This window comes from Christiangramia echinicola DSM 19838 (assembly GCF_000423065.1).
GTDB lineage: Bacteria > Bacteroidota > Bacteroidia > Flavobacteriales > Flavobacteriaceae > Christiangramia > Christiangramia echinicola.
This window is the reverse complement of sequence record NZ_AUHG01000018.1, coordinates 140,494-158,955: the sequence shown is the minus strand read 5'-3', so window position 1 is coordinate 158,955 and position 18,462 is coordinate 140,494. Positions and strand designations below refer to the sequence as shown.

Below are 18,462 nucleotides of genomic sequence, written 5' to 3'. Positions count from 1 at the left end.
TGGATGGGATTTAGGTCCCATCTTTTATTTATAAAATATTTTATGAGAAAACTACTTATTCTTAGCTTATTGCTTCTTATTTATTTTCCTGTAATATCTCAGGAGAAAACTGAATTACAGCTAATAGATATATTCGATTACGAATATATATCAGATCCACAGATCTCACCAGATGGAAAAAAGATCGTGTATGTACGGAATTTTAAAGATATCATGACAGATAAAAACCTGTCTAATTTATGGATCGTAAATTCTGATGGGTCTCAAAACCGGCCGCTAACTACGGGCAATCATAATGATATGTCTCCAAAATGGTCTCCAGACGGTAAAAAGCTGGTTTTTAAATCTGATATGCAGGATGATAAAATGAAGCTTTTTATCACGTGGCTGGATTCCAAGGAGTACTTTCCAATTACAAATTCAGTAAAAACACCCGGTGAAGCTACCTGGTCTAATAATGGCGATTATCTAGCCTTCACTATGTTCGTTCCAAAAAAAACCGAATCCTTTATAAAACTGCCAGCCAAACCCGAAGGTGCCAAGTGGAATGATGGGCCAATCTTCATTGATAAAATGAATTATAGAGGTGATGGCCGGGGATACCTGAAAGAAGGAAATAATCAGATTTTTATTATTTCTACCGATGGTGGTTCCCCGAAACAGATTACCAGTTCAGACAATGATCACGGTACACCGGTATGGTCTGCAGAAGATGATAAACTATTTTTTTCAGCTAATCTTCATGAAAATTCAGATCTGGATCCAATGAATTCTGAGGTCTATGAGCTTGATCTTAAAACAGGAACTGTGAATGCCATAACCAGCAGACAGGGACCGGATAACCACCCAGTAGTTTCTCCCAATGATAATACGATCGCTTACTTGGGGTTTGATGATGAATATCTGGGATACCAGATAAGTGATCTTTATATAAGAGAAGCAAATGCAACAGAATCTAAATTGATTTCTGGCGATTTTGACAGGGATATTGAAAATATTCAATGGGACGGAAAAGGTAAAGGTCTTTATTTTCAATATAACGATCACGGAGATACAAAAATTGGATATATAGATCTAAATGGAAAAGTTGAAGTTGTTGCTGAAGGTATCGGCGGATTGTCTCTAGGGAGGCCTTACAATGCCGGTGCTTTTTCAGTCTCCGGTAAAGGGGATATTGCCTATACTTATGGTTCGCCAATGAACTTGGCAGATCTGGCTGTTCTTGATGGCAAAAAGATGAAGCGAATCACCAATGTAAATAAAGATTTATTTTCTTATAGAAAGCTAGGAAATGTAGAGGAGATCACCTGGAAATCTTCCTTTGATGATCGTGAGATACAGGGGTGGCTGGTTACTCCGCCAGACTTTGATCCTTCAAAGAAATATCCGTTTATCCTGGAAATTCATGGAGGTCCATTTGCCAGTTATGGGAGCGTTTTTTCAGCGGAAATACAGGCATTTGCAGCCGCTGGTTATGTTGTACTTTATTCCAATCCTCGTGGAAGCAGCGGCTATGGTAAAGAATTCGGGAATCTTATTCACCACGATTATCCCAACCATGATTATGAGGACTTAATGTCTGGGGTAGACGCAGCTATTGAAAAAGGATTTATAGATGAGAATAATCTATTTGTTACCGGTGGTAGCGGTGGTGGAGTCCTTACTGCCTGGATCGTTGGAAAAACCGACCGTTTTCGTGCAGCTGTGGTAGCCAAACCGGTAATAAACTGGTACAGTTTTGTTCTTTATGCAGATAATCCAGGTTTCTTCAGTAAATACTGGTTCGATAAAAAGCCCTGGGAAGATCCTGAGCCTTACCTAAAAAGGTCTCCAATTTCTTATGTAGGCAATGTAACAACACCTACAATGCTCTTAACTGGCGAAGAAGATTATAGAACTCCAATTGCCGAATCTGAACAGTTCTATGCTGCCTTAAAATTAGAAGGGGTGGAGTCTGCCATGGTAAGAATACCAGGGGCATCACACGGGATAGCGAGCAAACCCAGTAATCTTATCGCTAAAATTTCAAGTATTCTGGCGTGGTTTGATAAATACAAAAATTAAGAGCGAAAGAACTTTGCTGATTCCAACGGAATAATTTTTATTGCTCCCGATTACAAATAAAATAGGTCTATGATCAAGAAAATCAAATTTCCGTCTGCCCAGACACTACTTATTATTATTGCAGCCTTGGTGGCTATAGGCACCTGGCTTATTCCTGCAGGCAGTTATGACACTCTTTTTTATAGCGATTCTGAAGAGCTTTTCCTAAGGAGCAGTATGGGGAAGACTACAACACTTCCAGCTACACAAGAAACCCTGGATGCCCTGGATATTAAACTTTCTCTTGATAATTTCCTGGGCGGTGCTATTAATAAACCTATTAGTATACCCGGAACGTTTAATTATGTAGATCCAAATCCTCAGGGTTTTTCTGAATTTATTCAGGCACCGGTCAAAGGTATAATTGGAGCATCAGAAATTATATTCCTGGTGCTTTTTATTGGCGGCCTTATTGGGGTGATTAATGTGACCGGAGCTTTTGAATCTGGCATTGTATCTCTCACACGTATTTTAAAGGGTAAAGAATATCTTCTCATTATTTTCACTACGTTCATTATAGCTCTTGGCGGTACTACTTTTGGGTTAGGCGAGGAAACCCTGGCATTTATACCTATACTTATTCCAGTTTTTATTGCGGCCAAGTACGATGCACTGGTTGGGATTGCCTGTATTTTTCTGGGATCTCAGGTGGGTGTGATGTGTTCTACCACAAATCCTTTTGCCACGATTATTGCTTCAGACGCTGCCGGAGTAAACTGGACCACGGGACTTAACCTGAGAATGGTGGTGTTCCTTATCTGTATTGTAACCACTATAGCGTTCATTTTATACTATGCCAGGAAAGTGAGGCTTTCGCCGGAAAAATCTCTCATTTATGATCAGCGTCAGGAGATGAATAATCTTTTCGGGACCGGAGAAGTGAAGGCTATTCCGAAATTGAATTTAAATCTGCGCCTCATTCTTTTTGTTTTCACCCTCAGCTTTGTAGTAATGATCTATGGTGTTTCAAGCCTGGGATGGTGGTTCATTGAAATGTCATCTGTATTTCTATGTGCAGCGATCTTAATAGGTCTATTATCCCGAATGAAAGAAGAAAAATTTATTAGTTCTTTTTGCCAGGGAGCAGGAGAACTACTGGGAGTAGCATTTATTATTGGTATCGCCAGGGGAATCTCAATTCTAATGGCAGATGGGCTAATAAGCGATACGATCCTGTATCATGCCAGTACGTTTACAACAGGAATGAACAAAGGAGTTTTTATAAACAGCCTTTTTGCCATATATAACGGATTATCATTCTTTATACCTTCAACTTCAGGGATGGCAGTGCTCACTATGCCCATTATGTCGCCGCTTGGTGATAGTGTAAATATTGGAAGAGAAATGATAGTTAATGCTTATATGTACGGGCACGGACTATTCGGGATCATTAATCCTACCGGTTTGATCCTTGCTTCTTTAGGAGTTGTGAAAATAGGTTATGACCGCTGGTTAAAATTTATCTGGCCTCTTTTGGTAATTTTTGCGGTAATCTTAATGCTGGTCCTGACTGTATCGGTTTACTAGAGCTGATTTCAGTAAAACCAGTATAACTTTTTTGAATCTTTCCCAAATTAATTTTAGGTGAGCCTATAGAAAATTAACGAATCCTATGGTGAATATTCAAAATTTGAACATCCTCTAAAGTGTTGTTAATTAATTATTTAGTAGATTAGAAGTGATCTTTTAGCATACTGTTGTATTCCTCTTAATTTCATTTAAAGAGCGGGATCTTGCAGTTTAAGCTTACGATTTATTCCACACCAATCAAAAAGAATTAAGTTATGAATAACCAACAGCAACACTGGACCAAAGCCGAACTTCAGATCTATATTCTCCTGCTCTGTGCCAATGCAGATTCCAAAGTAACACAAGAGGAGATTGAATTGATCAAAACAAAAACAGATAAAGCAACCTTCGATAAAATGAACGCTGAATTTTCTGAAGATACAGAAGAGGAGAGCCTCGAGAAAATTCAGGACAACCTGGTGATGCACGAATATTCACATAAGGAGCTTTCAAATCTAAGAAGGGAGATGTTTGAAATTTTCTTTTCAGATAAAAAATTCAGTATGATGGAAAATACCCTGGATAAGATCCTGGATAATATTCTGTATTAGAAAATATAAACCAGGCAGATTCGTCCTGGGTGATTGAGAGTCTCAGTTAAAATTTATTCGCCAGGGCTAAGCGTAGCACTAGATAAAATTAGCCAAACTATGGTTTAGAATATAATATCAGTAAAAACCATGAATTTAAAACTATGGAGAATCCTGAAAAACTATCTTCAGCACACTTAAGAAATAAGCATACAGACGATCTTATTGATCACTACTGGGGCAGTATAAGTTATGTTTCCAGTTTAATAAAGGCTTCAGAGATCAAGGCAGGGCTTATTCTTTCCTTTTACGGGATCCTGTTGAACTTTGTATATCAAAATATAGGATTAGTACTGGCACATTTTGAAAATGAAATCCTCATTTATGCTCTAATGGTCATCTGGTTTTTATGTGCCGTAACTTCTATTTATTACAGTATCCGGTGTTTTATGCCCAGGATCGAATCTAAGTATGAAAAAAATATTTTCTTTTTTGGGGATGTGATCTCAAAATTCGGTGATATAAAGCAATTCTCTAAAACATTCTTCAGTATAAGTCTGGACGAAGAACAATTATTCGATCAGCTGGGGCAGCAAATTTTCATCAATGCGAAGATCGCAAATTTGAAATTTCAGAATGTTCAGAAAGCTTTAAAATTCCTGGCAATTCAGTTTATTCTACTACTGATCATCGTTGTATATTATATTATTGCAGATTTTATCTAGATAATTTATTACAGACCTACTTCTCTTAACTCTCTTTATTGGTGCTAACTTTTTGATCTATTTCTTTCCGTATTAAAGCAAATTCAACTGAATTGAATCTTTCCTCTGAGATTTCTTCATATAGTTCCATTGCCGCTTCAGTATCTCCAGCTTTTTCATGGATCTTAGCTTTCCAGTATTTGTCGTGGATATAATCTTCATCTGTTTTCGCTATATGTTCCATTGCTTTTTCCATATCACCCATGTGATAATTGATCACGGCCATGGCACGATGATAAGGCTCCAGCTTATCGGGTCTGTTGATAGAGTCAACGGCAGTTTTTATAATTTCAGCTTTCTTTAAAGCTTCCTTGTAGTTCTTCTTACTGGTTAAAACCATTGCATCCCAATAATTTAGTATCGCATCCTGATTTGCTGCCACGACCGGACTGTTAGCCTCAGCAACTAATTTCTTAGAAATTGGTTTCATCATATTCACGGTTTGCTCCAGGCGTTTCGTGTTTCCATCATGCATTGCGATATGTGCAGCGGTATAGGCAGCCTGATATTTTGCAATATTTCTATTGCTCTCAGGGATGTCTAAAGAATCAAAAGATTTTGTTCCCTCCTCCAGGAAAGTTAATGCCCCTTCAGAATCACCCTGATAAACAAAAGTATTTGCTTCACCTGAGAGGTTTGTTCCAAATTCACTTGCTTCCCTGGCATCTTTAAAGTTTTTACGCGCTTCGTCATAATTACCCAGGATAGAATTTGCGTGCCCCGATTTTGCAAGAGCTACATCGTCTTCAGGATCTAGGGATGCGGCTTTTTCGTAGCTAGACAAAGCCTGTTCTAAATTATCCTGATCGCGATAATAATCTCCCATTAAAATATGAGAACGAGTACTGTTTGGTGCTATTTTAACCAGCATATCCAGATACTTTTTAGCTTGTGCCTTATCTTTTGGAGTATTAAATAAATAGGAAGTGCCCAAACTTGAAATTGCCGGTACAAATTCCGGATTTAATTCAAGGGCTTTTTTCCAATGTTCTCTGGCTTTTTGTTCCTGATCATTATTATCATAATAAATGGCAAGATTATCCATGGCTCTTGCCGATTTTGGATACTTCTCTACTAATTTTTTGCTAACCTCTAATTCTTTATTTACATCACTTTTTAGTCCGGCCTCGGTCATGTCCATCATCATTGCTTCGCTTTCATTAGCTTTATCGCGCATTCCCATGAACTTTTCCCTGTTGGTGGCCCAGTCTTTAGCTGAATTTGCTGTATAGGTTCTATACATTTGAGCTGATACAAATTCCGGGTCGTGTTGCAGGGCTTCATCAAACTTAGCGCGGGCCTTTCGCTGGTTGCCTTCATCAAAATAGGCCAGTCCCTCATCAAAAGCCTCCCTGGCTTCTTCAGATTTTGTGTTTACAGGTAATTCATTTGCTGAATAATCGGTTTCGGCTTCTACTTCCTCATTTTCCTTTTCAGTATCCTTACAAGAAGTTGCAAAAAGCATTGCAACAAAAATCAAGGATATTGGTAGTTTTTTTAAATAAAACATAGTCGTAAATTTTTGGTTGAATTAAAAGTGAATTATACTAAGTTAGTGATTTTCAGGCAACAAAAGTGGTGAAGAGAGGGGTCAATGAAAATTTTCTTATAAAGAAATAAACTTTTTAAACCTTTGGAAAAACTGGGAAGTGATCCGCAGCGATTAGATTTTCTGAAAACTAAGTTGTCACTCAGGCTTTAACCTCTGTTACTTCAGAATATTCTTAATCTGAGAAGTTCAGTCGTAACCAGAAGCTTTTAATCAGATAAGTACCTGCATAGGTGTCATTTTTTATGCTGAAATTTTCTCTGGGAAATACCGACTCATGGATGTGAAAGTTATGTCTTAAATTGCAACCAATTAAAATTCCCAGAGCTTGCCCAGACCCAAAAAATCTTTTGAAACCAATAACATCAATTTCAGGGAAAGTTTTGCTTCTCTGAAGTTTGTACCTCGATTTTTTAAGGAAATACGTAAGGTTAATCCATTACTTTTTTACACCAATGTTTCCGGGAGAATTGTGAATGCGGTCTTGCCGGTGATCATGCTCTGGTTAGGGAAGTTGATCATTGATGAGGTAGTAATACAGATCGCGGCAGATACTAAGGACCTGGATCAACTTTGGATCCTGGTGGCGGCAGAATTTGGACTTGCAATTATTTCAGATTTATTAAGCAGAGGTATTAGTCTTAGTGATGCTTTACTTGGCGATCAGTATTCAATTGACACTTCTGTCAGGATCATAAAAAAGACTTCAGAGCTTAATCTGGATCAGCTGGAAGATTCAGAATTTTATGATAAGCTGGAAAGAGCAAGACAGCAAACAACTGGTAGGGTAGGTTTAATGTCTAATATACTAACCCAGGGAGAAGATGTCATTGTGATTATTTCACTTCTTACCGGTGTGGTCGCCTTTGAACCCTGGTTGATCATTTTGCTGGTTGTTTCTATTATTCCTACGATCATTAATGAGATCAAATTTAGTGGAACAAGTTATTCTCTGGCCAGAAGCTGGACGCAGGAAAGGCGGGAACTGGATTATTTGAGATATGCCGGAGCCAGTGATGTTACGGCTAAAGAGGTTAAGTTATTCGGGTTGTCAAATTACCTGGCCGATAGATTTAAAGGGCTTTCAGATAAATATTATTTACAAAGCAAACGGCTGGCTAAACAGCGCGCGGGTTGGGGCTCCATATTTAATGTAATAGGTACAGGAGCTTATTATGGGGCGTATATTTTTATTATTTTCAGGACCGTGGCCGGAGTTTTTAGTCTGGGTGATCTTACATTCCTTTCCGGATCTTTCAATAGGCTGAGGTCTAAATTACAGGGGTTTTTTACCCGTTTCACTCAGATTACTGAAAGTGCACTTTATCTTCAGGATTACTTCGAATTTTTAGATCTTACTTATGCTGAAAGTTCTAAAGAAGGTAAACTTGATCTACCAAAGAATATCAAAACGGGATTCCAATTTAAGAATGTCGGATTCAAATATCCCAAGTCTGAAAAATGGGTGGTTAGAAATATCAATTTTGATCTAAGAGCAGGTGAGAAACTAGCTTTCGTAGGTGAAAATGGTGCTGGTAAAACCACACTCATCAAACTCCTGTTGCAATTTTATGAACCTACCGAAGGGGAGATCCTTTTAGATGGGATACCCATAAAAAAATATGATCAGGCTGCATATCAGCAATATTTTGGAGTGATCTTTCAGGATTTTGTGAAATTTGAATTAACCCTGAGGGAAAATATCGCCATGGGAGAAATTGGTGAAATTTCCAATCAGTCTAGAATTGACGGCGCGGCAGAGAAAAGCCTGGCGCGTGAAGTAGTAAAAGACCTGCCTTTAGGATATGAACAACCGCTGGGAAAAAGATTTAAACACGGGAAAGATCTTTCCGGGGGTCAGTGGCAAAAGATCGCCATTGCCAGGGCTTATATGAAAGATTCCGAAGTTCTTATTCTCGATGAACCAACCTCTGCTCTTGATGCCAGGGCAGAAACCGAAGCGTTTCAGAGGTTTATAAAACTAACCGAAGGTAAGACCGCAGTGATCATTTCGCATAGGTTCAGCACCGTACGTATAGCCGATAGGATCATGGTGTTAAAAGACGGGGAAGTATTAGAAATTGGAACGCATAAAGAGTTAATGAAAAATGATAAACTATATGCTGAACTTTTTAATCTTCAGGCCGCTGGATATCAATAAGAATTCACTTTTGTTCTTTATAAGTTGTGGGAAAATCGAGCTATTCTCATTTTACAATAATGCGATAGTTTACTTACTTTAGCGCACATTAAATTTCCAGAAATTGGCAGCAAAGAAATCTCAGAAGGTTACCCCGTTAATGCAACAGTATAATAGCATCAAGCAGAAATATCCAGATGCGATGTTATTATTCAGGGTAGGGGATTTTTACGAGACTTTTGGAGAAGATGCGGTAAAGGCTGCCCGGATCCTGAATATCGTTCTAACCAATCGAAATAACGGGGGAGAGCGAACAGAACTTGCAGGATTTCCACATCATTCCCTGAATACTTATTTGCCAAAACTGGTAAAAGCAGGGCAGCGGGTTGCCATTTGCGATCAGCTGGAAGATCCAAAGATGACCAAGAGCATCGTAAAACGTGGTGTAACCGAGTTGGTGACACCGGGAGTTGCCATGAACGATGATATACTTCAGAGCAAATCGAATAATTTTCTTTGTGCTGTTCACTTCGGAAAAAAGATCCTGGGAGTTGCATTGCTGGATGTTTCTACGGGTGAATTTCTTTGTGCACAGGGAAACCGGGAATATATAGATAAGTTGCTTCAGAATTTTGGCCCTAGTGAGATCCTGGTTCAGAAGAAATATAAAAAAGAGTTTAGCGAGAGCTTTGGTAAAGACCATCATTGTTTTTACCTGGACGACTGGATCTTTAAAAGTGATTATGCCGAAGAAACTCTGAATGGCCATTTTAATACAAAGTCATTAAAAGGTTTTGGAGTAGATCATCTGGAAGAAGGTGTGATCGCTTCCGGTGCTGTATTATATTACCTGGCGGAAACCAGGCATCATAGACTTCAGCATATAACTTCTATAAATCGTATTGCTGAAGAGGAATACGTGTGGATGGACAGATTTACGATTAGAAATCTGGAGTTATATCATTCTACTGCGGCCAATGCAGTCACGCTCTTAGATGTGATTGATAAAACGATCTCTCCAATGGGCGGTAGATTGCTGAAACGCTGGCTGGCCCTTCCGTTAAAAAATGCAGATCTAATTGAGAAAAGACTGGAGGTTGTAGATTACCTCATAAAACATCCTGATGTGCATGCTGATATTCAGGATCAGATAAGGGAGATCAGTGACCTGGAAAGACTAATATCAAAAGTTGCTACAGAAAGAATTAGTCCGCGGGAAGTAAATCAACTCAGGAATTCCCTGAATGCGATCATTCCGGTAAAGGACCTGGCAATTAAATGTGAAAATGAAGCCTTGAAGGTGATCGGTGATAATTTGCATTCCTGTGACCTGCTTCGTGAAAAGATTTCAGAGAGTATCAGTGAAGAAGCACCGGTGAATGTTCAGAAGGGGAATGTGATTGCGAGAGGTTTTTCAAAAGAACTGGACGAGCTTAGAGATATTGCTTTTTCCGGTAAGGATTACCTGGATAGTATGATCCAGCGAGAAACCGAGGCAACAGGAATTTCTTCTCTTAAGATAGGTAGCAACAATGTTTACGGTTATTATATAGAGGTTCGAAACACGCATAAAGATAAAGTTCCTGAAACCTGGATTCGTAAGCAGACGCTGGTGAATGCTGAAAGATATATTACCGAAGAACTAAAGGAGTATGAATCTAAAATTCTGGGTGCGGAAGAGAAAATTCATCTTCTGGAACAGCAATTATTCGGAAAGCTGATCGCCTGGATGGCCGATTATATAGACCCGGTTCAGCAGAACGCAAAATTGATCGCGAGATTAGATTGCCTTTGTTCCTTTGCCCAGCAGGCCCAAACTGAAAATTATAACCGACCTGAAATTACAGATAGTCACGCCCTTAATATAGAAGAAGGGCGACACCCGGTAATCGAAAAGCAATTGCCTCCGGGAGAAGTTTATGTAACCAACAATGTCCAGTTAGATCGGGTAGAACAACAAATCATTATGATCACTGGTCCTAATATGAGTGGTAAGTCGGCAATCTTAAGACAAACAGCGCTTATTGTACTTATGGCTCAAATGGGGAGTTTTGTACCCGCCAAAGCCGCCGAAATCGGACTCGTAGATAAGATCTTTACCAGGGTAGGAGCAAGTGATAATATTTCTATGGGTGAATCTACTTTTATGGTAGAGATGAATGAGACGGCGAGTATCCTGAATAATATTTCAGATCGTAGCCTGGTGTTGCTAGACGAGATTGGCCGTGGTACAAGTACTTATGATGGGATTTCCATTGCCTGGGCTATAAGCGAATATTTACATGAACATCCTTCAAAACCAAAGACATTGTTTGCCACACATTATCATGAGTTAAATGAAATGTGTGAAACCTTTGACAGGATCAAGAACTTCAATGTTTCTGTGAAAGAACTAAAAGATAATGTGTTATTTCTGCGGAAACTGGTTCCAGGAGGGAGCGAACATAGTTTCGGGATACATGTAGCGAAAATGGCTGGAATGCCTCAAATGGTTTTGCATAGAGCCAATAAGATCCTGGCGAAACTGGAAGCTTCTCATTCTATGGAAGACTCCGGTGCGGTGCTTAAACAATCTGCAGAAGACGAAATGCAGTTAAGCTTCTTCAATCTTGATGATCCTCTGCTGGAAGACCTGAAACAGGAATTACTGGGAATCGATATTGATACTCTAACTCCGGTAGAAGCTTTGATGAAGCTTAATGAGATTAAAAGAATGCTGGGGAAGAATAATACTGGATAATAGGTAGTTGAGAATTGATTATTATCTTTTAAAAAGAATACCATGACCTTACGTCGTCTTGAACTGGTTTCAGGATCTCACAGTTATATAGGTCATTTCGACCGCAGGGAGAAATCTATATTCATTTGTAACCATACAACTCCGTTCTCTACATATAATAAATTTCGAAATTTTTCTTGCTCTTTGCTCATAATGAAGCGGTAAGAAAACCAGGGGGTAATTAATCGAATCTGGACGGACTTTTTTATTAAAAAATTCTTTGCTATTATGAGATTTGTCTTAAATTTGCCTCCGCAATAAGGGCGACGTCATTATTGCAATGTTCATACAAATCGCGAAAATAGCTCAGCTGGTAGAGCGCCACCTTGCCAAGGTGGAGGTCGCGGGTTCGAATCCCGTTTTTCGCTCAGTTTATAATAATATGCTCGGGTGGTGGAATTGGTAGACACGTTGGACTTAAAATCCAATGAACATTAGTTCGTACGGGTTCAAGTCCCGTCCCGAGTACTGAAACCCTCTTTAACTAACTGTTATTGAGGGTTTTCTGTTTTTAAACACTTCTATCTGTACGCTTATTTGTACGCAACGAATAATTTAAGCCTTTTTAGTGCTGTAAAAACTGTAATTTTAACCTCGCGCGCGTATTGTTCCGATTTTCTTTAATCAATATGAAACCGATAAAAATAGGTTTTTGATTTATTGCCGTTTAGTGGGGTGGGAATTTGCCAATCTATAAGTTCGACTTTCCCGGCTTTATTTCTATATACAGTAAAAACAGAGGGATTTTCAAACTCATTTTCTGAACTGTTTAAATTGGTATAATATACCGTGTTAGATTTGTAGGTATCGTAATTTTTCTCAGTGTAATTTATCTTCCAGGTCTGAATTTCAGTTGTTGACTTATCTTTAGTAACTATTCTAATAAAATCTTCATCTATTAAAATATCTCTATTTATCCATTCAGAAGGGACTTCTGCATTATTCTGGGTTATATAGTATTCAGTTAATTTAGAGTTGTAGGTTTTACTCTGAGAAAAAGTATTTAACCAGAAGGAAAATATTAAAAATGTAAATAGTAACCTCATCTTCTAAATATAGTTATTTTAGGTTTACACCCGCGTAGTTGTAAAAAACCTTTAATGCTCTCTAAAATGGACAAAAATAAAGTTAGGTTTTGTTAGGTGCAGTAACAATTTGAAATGTCAGGTTTTGACAGGTGTTTGTTAACACGCGAACAGATACCAATGAAGTCTTTTAAAAGTTAGCAAATGTTAGCATTTTCGTGTGCGCGTGGTGACCTCCATAAAACCTTACTTTGTCTTAATTAACTCTAAGTAGTTCTAATCGTATACGCGCGCGTAATGGTCGGAAAATTCTTTTTATACTGTCTAAATTGTCTAGATTTAATGTTAGGTTTTGTCAGGTTCTTTACATACAGTTTGTGAAAAAAGCAGAGAGGATTTATTATTCAGTTACAAATTCTCTATTAAATCGTCTAAGTTAGATAGTTCTTTTGCTTTTCTAGGAACAGAATAAAACTCTGTTTTAATTTTGGCGACTTTATTAAGTCTTTCAATATTTCTATAACTATTAGGGTAATAAAATCCAGATCCATTTATATTAAAAGTGCCTATTAGAGTGCCTTTAGACTCAAATGTTTTTTGCCTAGTATCTGTTACCCAACAATTACCTCTATCTGTAATTTCCATTTGACAATTTGGAATATCATTTTCAATATCTAATCCTTTATCTTTAAATGCAATTCTTAAATGATCAATAACCTTTGAGGGTATTTGGTCTAATATGCTTTTTCCTAATATCGTTTTTACTACCATTTTGAACAATAAGTTTTATGGAATATAAAATTAGGAAAAAAGAGTACTGAATAAGAATTGTAGTTACTCTAAATATTAAATAAAATTATACGCGCGAACAGATAGGGATATATTTAAAAAACTTTAATTAATTAATATTTATATTTAACCGTTAAACTTGAAAGTTATGAGTACAGCATCTATTGAATTTCGGGAAAAGAAAAAGGGGAAACCTAGTTATGACCCGGTAAGAAGTAAATTTGATAATGAGTATAAAGATTTTGATAATGTTCAACTACTCAAAGAACATCTATATCAAATGAAAAATCAATCTGAATTTTTACGGAAAATTTCCAAAGATGTTGCCTTGATAAAATGGATTGTTGTTATTGCTTTTGTTGCAAGTATTATAATTGGGGTTTTATTTGGATTAACGCTTTAGTTCGCCGTAAACAGATTAGGAGTATTTGAAAACGTTTGATTAATCAAGGTTATTTCGATCTTTTTTATGGTTTCCGAAAACTCTTTTTTATCGTGTGAAAAACAACCTTTTTTATAGTGTAAGAAAACTCTTTTTCATTATAACAAAAAATATATTAGTTTTAATACTGGAATTATACCCTACTTCCGATTCCTTAATTTTTATCAACCAAACTTATTAATTATGAAAAATTTAGGCGTTATAGCAAGTGCAATTGCATTGCTGTTTGTTTTCCAAAGTTGCGGTACGCGCGCAACCTCATCTATTGAGCCAATTACTAAAGTAGTTCCAGTTGAAAACACAAACAAAAATGATCTTTACGTGAGGGCAAATAATTGGATGGTTTCAGCCTTTAAAAATGCTGAGTCAGTTGTCCAATTTTCCGATAAAGAATCTGGAACAGTTACAGGGAAATATTATTTATCCCCTATTACCGCTGCCAATCAATACGGACCGGCTCAGGATGCTTATGCTATTATTAATATTCAGGTTAAGGATGAAGCAGGTAAGATTACCGTTACTCCAGAAAAATTCGATTATATGAAGGGGAATATGTATACACTGTATAATGAGGAATCAGCCAAGCAAAAAATCGAAAACCTAATTACAAGTTTTGAAACAGCAATGCTAAAGCCAGAAAATAAAGACTGGTAAAAAAAACCAAGATTTCTAATTTTTAAATTGCTGAAAGTGTGTAATGATTAACAGTATATAGATTAGTTAATGGTTACACATTTCAGTACTTTCTAAGCGGTTAATAGTTACACACTTTTTTAAAATATCAATTGCAAATTTGGCTTTAAGATTTTCTGAATACTTTATTATAGTTTCCTGGAGTTTCTTTTTATGTCTATCTCTATGATGAGGTTTCAAATCAATAAGCCAAAATTTAGGAATACAATATTTTAGCATACGTATTTGAAGTGTTTTGGTTAGGTTATTTTTTCGAATTGTATAATCATAATACACCACTTCATCCAATTGCCTTAGAAGTTCTAATTTGGCGTTTTCTAAAGTGAATGTGGTAATATCGGCAAACGTGTATATATCTAATTCGTTAATCTTTTTTGATTTTTTCAGGCTTATCTCTATTCGTGTTGTTGGTGTTATCATTCCATACTGCTCAGACTTGTTGTAAATTTTAATTCGATATTGTTGGTGTTCACAATAGTAAAAATTGCCATTATATTTACTTTCGAACCTTTTTCCTTTATGATAGAGTAGTCCTTGCAAAAACGATAATTGTTCAATCTTTGGTGTGGTATTAATACCGAATTCTATATTTTGAAAAACCATTTGCGTTGCTTCACATTTAAATAATTTCATTAAATGATCTCTAACGTATATAATATTTGAAAGTGTAAATTGATTACCGTTAAAACCTTTATTCTGGGTTTGAATATTAGAGAAATAGTTAGGGGCCTGTATGCCTTTTATAGAGTTATATAGTTTATGAATACTCCCAGTAAATAAGATTAATCCAGATTCATAAACGGTGATTTTGCAAAAATGATATTCTGCTATGTGTTTATGAATTTGTCCTCCATTTCGGGAAACAACAGTTTTAAACTCAAAACAATTATTATCTAATATAAAGATAGGGTTTATGCCTAAAAGCATTATTTTAGTGTAGTCAATCAAAGTATTTGCTTATATTTGTGAAGGGGGTATGCGTTGCCAGTATACTCAGCATTTGAACAATATTAGAGGGGTTACGCACCCCTCTTTTTTGTTGCTAAACACTAACTAACTGTTACAGGTGCTAAATTTTGGAATTGTCGAGTATAATAATTTTGGTAGTAGTAAATTTTAACCTCTTTGCCGTTGTTTAAAAACTCGGCTAATACAAGGTGCTTTTTATAAAATACGTCACCAAAATAAATACCTTCATAGTCGGTAGGAAAGAAACCAGTTAGGGGTTTACTCCACTTATTGCCGTTCCTAATCTTTAACCAGTAGTCTGGCATAGATCGAGCATATTTGCGGTCTTTCTGAATATTTATTTTTTCAGAAAGTAAAGATTTGCCATTAAAAACCTCATCAAGTTCATAATGCTTAACACTTGCGTATTTTCCCGCGTTTATTTCTTTGTAAGTGTGAATTACTGGAGTAGGAATGTTTTGCGTTGCCATATCTGAAATTTTAAAGTTGAATAATTGCTTTCTCTATTTCAGATCTTTTATAATAGACTCTCTTACCGAGTCCAAACCTTTGTAATTTACCTGCTTTAGTCCAGTTGTGAACGGTAGAAATATCCACCTTAAGCATTTTTGCGACCTCAGCACGGGTCAAAAATTCTTCTGGTTCTTTGGGTTGGTAAGACTTCTTTAAATCGTTTAATTGGGCTTGTATGCCCTTTAAAATTGATTCCTGGAGTTTCTCAGGGGTCGTGTTGTAGAGTTGAGTTACGTTGCTCATTTTCAAATAAGATTTAGTTAATGATTAGGCTAAGTCTTACTCGAATATTTTACCTTTGCAGTTCCTACACTTACAAGGGCATTAGATTGACTTTCGAGTTAGTCTTTTGCCTTTTATTTTGAAACAAATTTAATATGAATGAAAGGCTCCCAGAAAAACTATGAGCAATGGCGAGTAATGTCCAGTAGAAATTTATATAGTGTGTAAGGTCAGTATTTCTAATATAGAATCAGAAAAAATGAAGTAATAAAAAAGAAGTTTTTATTTCTGCATATATAAGTTTCTCAGGTGACTTTTCTTATATCCTGTATTGAATAGTTTGTCCGCTAAATCAACCATTTGGTCATGGTTCAAGTCTAAATGCTTATTCAGTTCTCTCCAATCATTTAGAAAATGGTAAATATTCGTGTCTTCTTTTAAATTAAGTTTTGATAATTCAAAATTCGCGTTTTTGAAACTCTTTGAAGTTTCTAATCTATGTAGAAATTTTTTCAGAGAAGCAAAACCCTTTGTTTTGTTTCCTTTAATAAAATATGTTTCGGAAATGCTGGTTACAAAAACTATAAAAAGGTCAGGTTTAATTTGAAATCTTTCAATAAAAAATTTAGCCTGTTTTACCTTCCATTTATATGATTTATTATCATAACAGTATTTTTGAAACCATTTAAATAAGGTCTTTATTTCTCTTAAATTGTAATTAAGGTCTTGCATACTAAATTTTTCCAAAGGTGTATGAGTGTGCTTTCTTAACTCATCTATAAATAAGTTGCTTTCATCAATTAGATTATCTCTAAAAAACACTTTGTTTTTCAATTCAGATTCCAGGAGTTTTATTCTATTATTTTTTTGAGCAATTTGGAGTAAGTATAAATCTTCTTTGTGCATTGATTAAGAATTACTGGTTTTGCTAATAATTTTCAATTTAGTTTCTTTATTTTCTTTGGTATTTTGTTTGGCGTAGAAATCCGCTATTTGTTGAGCATAGTCCATAGAAGATTTGCCTATATAGCCGTAGAATTGTTTTTCTGTGGCGTGCATCGTGACCTGCATTATTAGGGGGGTGGGTAAATTACCATATTGATTGGTTGCAAATGATCGCCTGCAAACGTGTGAAGTAATTAAATCGTGTTTAGGAAATTCCCCGGTAATTTTCCTTTTTTTTCCTTTGCCTATATATTTACCGTTTTCGTCTTTAGGTAATTCTACCCCTTTCTCATTTACCATAGCAATTTTTGCACCTGGTATGTATTCGTCTATTTCGGCAATCTTGCACAATTCCTTTAAACCATTATTAAAATTTTGAATTGCAATTTTATAAGGTAATCCTTCTTTTAAAATTTCTTTGGTTTTGGGTAGAACTGGAATAGTAACATTTTTTCCTGTTTTTTGCTGTTTAAGTTCGATTATCTCTAATCCATTTCTAACAATGAAATTTTCCTGAGTAATATTTAAAAGGTCGCCACCTCTTTGCCCTATATTACAGCCTAATAAAAGCCATTTACGAACGTTTTGTAGTGCTTCGCTAACTAACTTAGTCTTTTCTATCTTTTTAAGTTCTGAGGGGCTTAAATAGATTATATAATCATTTGTAGTTTTTCCGCCTTTAACCTTTTTCAATTGTGGGCTGGTTTCTATGCCATTTACCTCAGCATCTGCACAAACAGATTTAAGATCATCAATCTTTTTTCGTGCATAACCTTCAGAATATTTTTGTTCGTTTAATAGCCAGTTTAAAAATCTTTTTCCAAAGTTTATATCTACATCTTTAACTATATACTTCTTGTTACCCTGAAATTTTTTAAACACGTTCAAAAGATTGTTATAGGATTTTTCCCGGCTCTTTGATAAGCCTAAACCGCCTCTGGAATTTTCGCGCGTTCCTGCCGTATCTATTACGTGCTGAATACAATCTATTATAAGATCGCTCTTTTGTTCGTCTTTTTGTGGGTTGTAAAAATTGTAAATTGTTTCTTTTAGCCAGTCTTTTTGTGTGGGTTCTGGCTTTTCTTCTTTGAATTTACTAATTAGGTAGTTTTCAATTTTGGATAGTTCCTTATTGACTTCGGAAATTTCTTTCTTATCGGTTGCACTTACATTTCTTTTTTTATGCCGGGTTTGTTCCCAATAAACTTTTGAGACTTCAAATTGAGTCTTTGCCTGAAATTGGAATTTTTTGCCTTTTTGGTCGTGGTCTTGAAGTCGAACGGTTAAAGGTGCAGTTTTTCGCGTAGATCGGTATAAAAAATAAATGGTTGCCATAATAAATACATTTGAACAATGTAAATATATAAAATTGTACGCTCATTTGTACGCAGTAATTCTTATTAGTTCAATTTGTTTCTATTTTATTCTAT

General features: G+C 36.2%; 16 protein-coding genes and 2 tRNA genes. 10 read left to right on the top strand and 8 right to left on the bottom strand.

Features of this window, described 5'->3' with window-relative positions; all coding sequences use genetic code 11:
* The first annotated feature begins 42 nt into the window (after positions 1-42).
* The 4 genes from G530_RS0114270 (at position 43) to G530_RS0114255 (ending at position 4,927) form a co-directional block, all read left to right on the top strand.
* Positions 43-2,064 (top strand): S9 family peptidase, encoded by a 2,022-nt coding sequence (locus G530_RS0114270; RefSeq protein WP_026935178.1) that lies wholly within the window; start codon positions 43-45, stop codon positions 2,062-2,064.
* Between the two features lie 69 nt (positions 2,065-2,133).
* Positions 2,134-3,630 carry a YfcC family protein gene (locus tag G530_RS0114265; RefSeq protein WP_340139856.1) on the top strand — a complete coding sequence of 499 codons (1,497 nt, stop codon included), beginning with the start codon at positions 2,134-2,136 and terminating at the stop codon, positions 3,628-3,630.
* 257 nt (positions 3,631-3,887) lie between these two features.
* Positions 3,888-4,223 carry a hypothetical protein gene (locus tag G530_RS0114260; protein ID WP_026935176.1) on the top strand — a complete coding sequence of 112 codons (336 nt, stop codon included), beginning with the start codon at positions 3,888-3,890 and terminating at the stop codon, positions 4,221-4,223.
* A gap of 143 nt (positions 4,224-4,366) precedes the next feature.
* Positions 4,367-4,927, top strand: a complete 561-nt coding sequence (locus tag G530_RS0114255; protein WP_026935175.1) for a Pycsar system effector family protein — start codon at positions 4,367-4,369, stop codon at positions 4,925-4,927.
* Positions 4,928-4,952: 25 nt separating this feature from the next.
* Here G530_RS0114255 and G530_RS0114250 read toward each other — a convergent pair whose 3' ends face one another.
* The gene (locus tag G530_RS0114250) at positions 4,953-6,476 is read right to left on the bottom strand and encodes a tetratricopeptide repeat protein (protein WP_026935174.1); all 1,524 of its coding nucleotides are present in this window, start codon (positions 6,474-6,476) and stop codon (positions 4,953-4,955) included.
* A 367-nt stretch (positions 6,477-6,843) separates the two neighbouring features.
* On the opposite strand from G530_RS0114250, the gene G530_RS0114245 reads away from it, so the two are divergent.
* From G530_RS0114245 to G530_RS0114230, 4 genes are all read left to right on the top strand, one after another.
* Positions 6,844-8,676, top strand: a complete 1,833-nt coding sequence (locus G530_RS0114245) for an ABC transporter ATP-binding protein (RefSeq protein WP_026935173.1) — start codon at positions 6,844-6,846, stop codon at positions 8,674-8,676.
* 103 nt (positions 8,677-8,779) lie between these two features.
* Positions 8,780-11,395 carry a DNA mismatch repair protein MutS gene (mutS, locus tag G530_RS0114240; protein ID WP_026935172.1) on the top strand — a complete coding sequence of 872 codons (2,616 nt, stop codon included), beginning with the start codon at positions 8,780-8,782 and terminating at the stop codon, positions 11,393-11,395.
* Positions 11,396-11,729: 334 nt separating this feature from the next.
* A tRNA-Gly gene (locus tag G530_RS0114235) sits at positions 11,730-11,802 on the top strand.
* A gap of 16 nt (positions 11,803-11,818) precedes the next feature.
* Positions 11,819-11,902, top strand: a tRNA-Leu gene (locus G530_RS0114230).
* A gap of 152 nt (positions 11,903-12,054) precedes the next feature.
* Here the strand turns inward: G530_RS0114230 and G530_RS0114225 are convergent.
* Both G530_RS0114225 and G530_RS0114220 read right to left on the bottom strand, forming a co-directional pair.
* A complete protein-coding gene (locus G530_RS0114225; protein ID WP_026935171.1) occupies positions 12,055-12,480 on the bottom strand; it encodes a hypothetical protein in 426 nt (141 codons plus the stop codon).
* 387 nt (positions 12,481-12,867) lie between these two features.
* On the bottom strand, positions 12,868-13,230 hold the full coding sequence (locus G530_RS0114220; protein ID WP_026935170.1) for a hypothetical protein: 363 nt from the start codon (positions 13,228-13,230) through the stop codon (positions 12,868-12,870).
* Positions 13,231-13,396: 166 nt separating this feature from the next.
* Here G530_RS0114220 and G530_RS0114215 point away from each other — a divergent pair, with 166 nt between their 5' ends.
* Both G530_RS0114215 and G530_RS0114210 read left to right on the top strand, forming a co-directional pair.
* On the top strand, positions 13,397-13,651 hold the full coding sequence (locus G530_RS0114215; RefSeq protein ID WP_026935169.1) for a hypothetical protein: 255 nt from the start codon (positions 13,397-13,399) through the stop codon (positions 13,649-13,651).
* Positions 13,652-13,873: 222 nt separating this feature from the next.
* Positions 13,874-14,344 (top strand): DUF4468 domain-containing protein, encoded by a 471-nt coding sequence (locus G530_RS0114210; protein WP_026935168.1) that lies wholly within the window; start codon positions 13,874-13,876, stop codon positions 14,342-14,344.
* A 66-nt stretch (positions 14,345-14,410) separates the two neighbouring features.
* Here the strand turns inward: G530_RS0114210 and G530_RS0114205 are convergent, their stop codons facing one another.
* From G530_RS0114205 to G530_RS17020, 5 genes are all read right to left on the bottom strand, one after another.
* Positions 14,411-15,331, bottom strand: coding sequence for a hypothetical protein (locus tag G530_RS0114205; protein WP_156888643.1), 921 nt, complete (start codon positions 15,329-15,331; stop codon positions 14,411-14,413).
* 101 nt (positions 15,332-15,432) lie between these two features.
* Positions 15,433-15,822 carry a hypothetical protein gene (locus G530_RS0114200; protein WP_026935166.1) on the bottom strand — a complete coding sequence of 130 codons (390 nt, stop codon included), beginning with the start codon at positions 15,820-15,822 and terminating at the stop codon, positions 15,433-15,435.
* Between the two features lie 10 nt (positions 15,823-15,832).
* Positions 15,833-16,108: a helix-turn-helix domain-containing protein gene (locus G530_RS0114195; RefSeq protein ID WP_026935165.1), complete on the bottom strand. Its 276-nt coding sequence runs from the start codon at positions 16,106-16,108 to the stop codon at positions 15,833-15,835.
* A 261-nt stretch (positions 16,109-16,369) separates the two neighbouring features.
* Positions 16,370-16,993, bottom strand: coding sequence for a hypothetical protein (locus G530_RS0114190; protein ID WP_026935164.1), 624 nt, complete (start codon positions 16,991-16,993; stop codon positions 16,370-16,372).
* Positions 16,994-16,996: 3 nt separating this feature from the next.
* Complete coding sequence (locus tag G530_RS17020) at positions 16,997-18,367, bottom strand: phage integrase SAM-like domain-containing protein (RefSeq protein WP_051199803.1); 1,371 nt, start codon at positions 18,365-18,367, stop codon at positions 16,997-16,999.
* Positions 18,368-18,462: the final 95 nt, after the last annotated feature.

Bases quoted from the DNA above. Each gene is read 5' to 3' on its own strand.
- G530_RS0114270 (WP_026935178.1), top strand. From the start codon at position 43: ATGAGAAAACTACTTATTCTTAGCTTATTGCTTCTTATTTATTTTCCT.
- G530_RS0114265 (WP_340139856.1), top strand. From the start codon at position 2,134: ATGATCAAGAAAATCAAATTTCCGTCTGCCCAGACACTACTTATTATT.
- G530_RS0114260 (WP_026935176.1), top strand. From the start codon at position 3,888: ATGAATAACCAACAGCAACACTGGACCAAAGCCGAACTTCAGATCTAT.
- G530_RS0114255 (WP_026935175.1), top strand. From the start codon at position 4,367: ATGGAGAATCCTGAAAAACTATCTTCAGCACACTTAAGAAATAAGCAT.
- G530_RS0114250 (WP_026935174.1), bottom strand. From the start codon at position 6,476: ATGTTTTATTTAAAAAAACTACCAATATCCTTGATTTTTGTTGCAATG.
- G530_RS0114225 (WP_026935171.1), bottom strand. From the start codon at position 12,480: ATGAGGTTACTATTTACATTTTTAATATTTTCCTTCTGGTTAAATACT.
- G530_RS0114220 (WP_026935170.1), bottom strand. From the start codon at position 13,230: ATGGTAGTAAAAACGATATTAGGAAAAAGCATATTAGACCAAATACCC.
- G530_RS0114215 (WP_026935169.1), top strand. From the start codon at position 13,397: ATGAGTACAGCATCTATTGAATTTCGGGAAAAGAAAAAGGGGAAACCT.
- G530_RS0114210 (WP_026935168.1), top strand. From the start codon at position 13,874: ATGAAAAATTTAGGCGTTATAGCAAGTGCAATTGCATTGCTGTTTGTT.
- G530_RS0114200 (WP_026935166.1), bottom strand. From the start codon at position 15,822: ATGGCAACGCAAAACATTCCTACTCCAGTAATTCACACTTACAAAGAA.
- G530_RS0114195 (WP_026935165.1), bottom strand. From the start codon at position 16,108: ATGAGCAACGTAACTCAACTCTACAACACGACCCCTGAGAAACTCCAG.
- G530_RS0114190 (WP_026935164.1), bottom strand. From the start codon at position 16,993: ATGCACAAAGAAGATTTATACTTACTCCAAATTGCTCAAAAAAATAAT.
- G530_RS17020 (WP_051199803.1), bottom strand. From the start codon at position 18,367: ATGGCAACCATTTATTTTTTATACCGATCTACGCGAAAAACTGCACCT.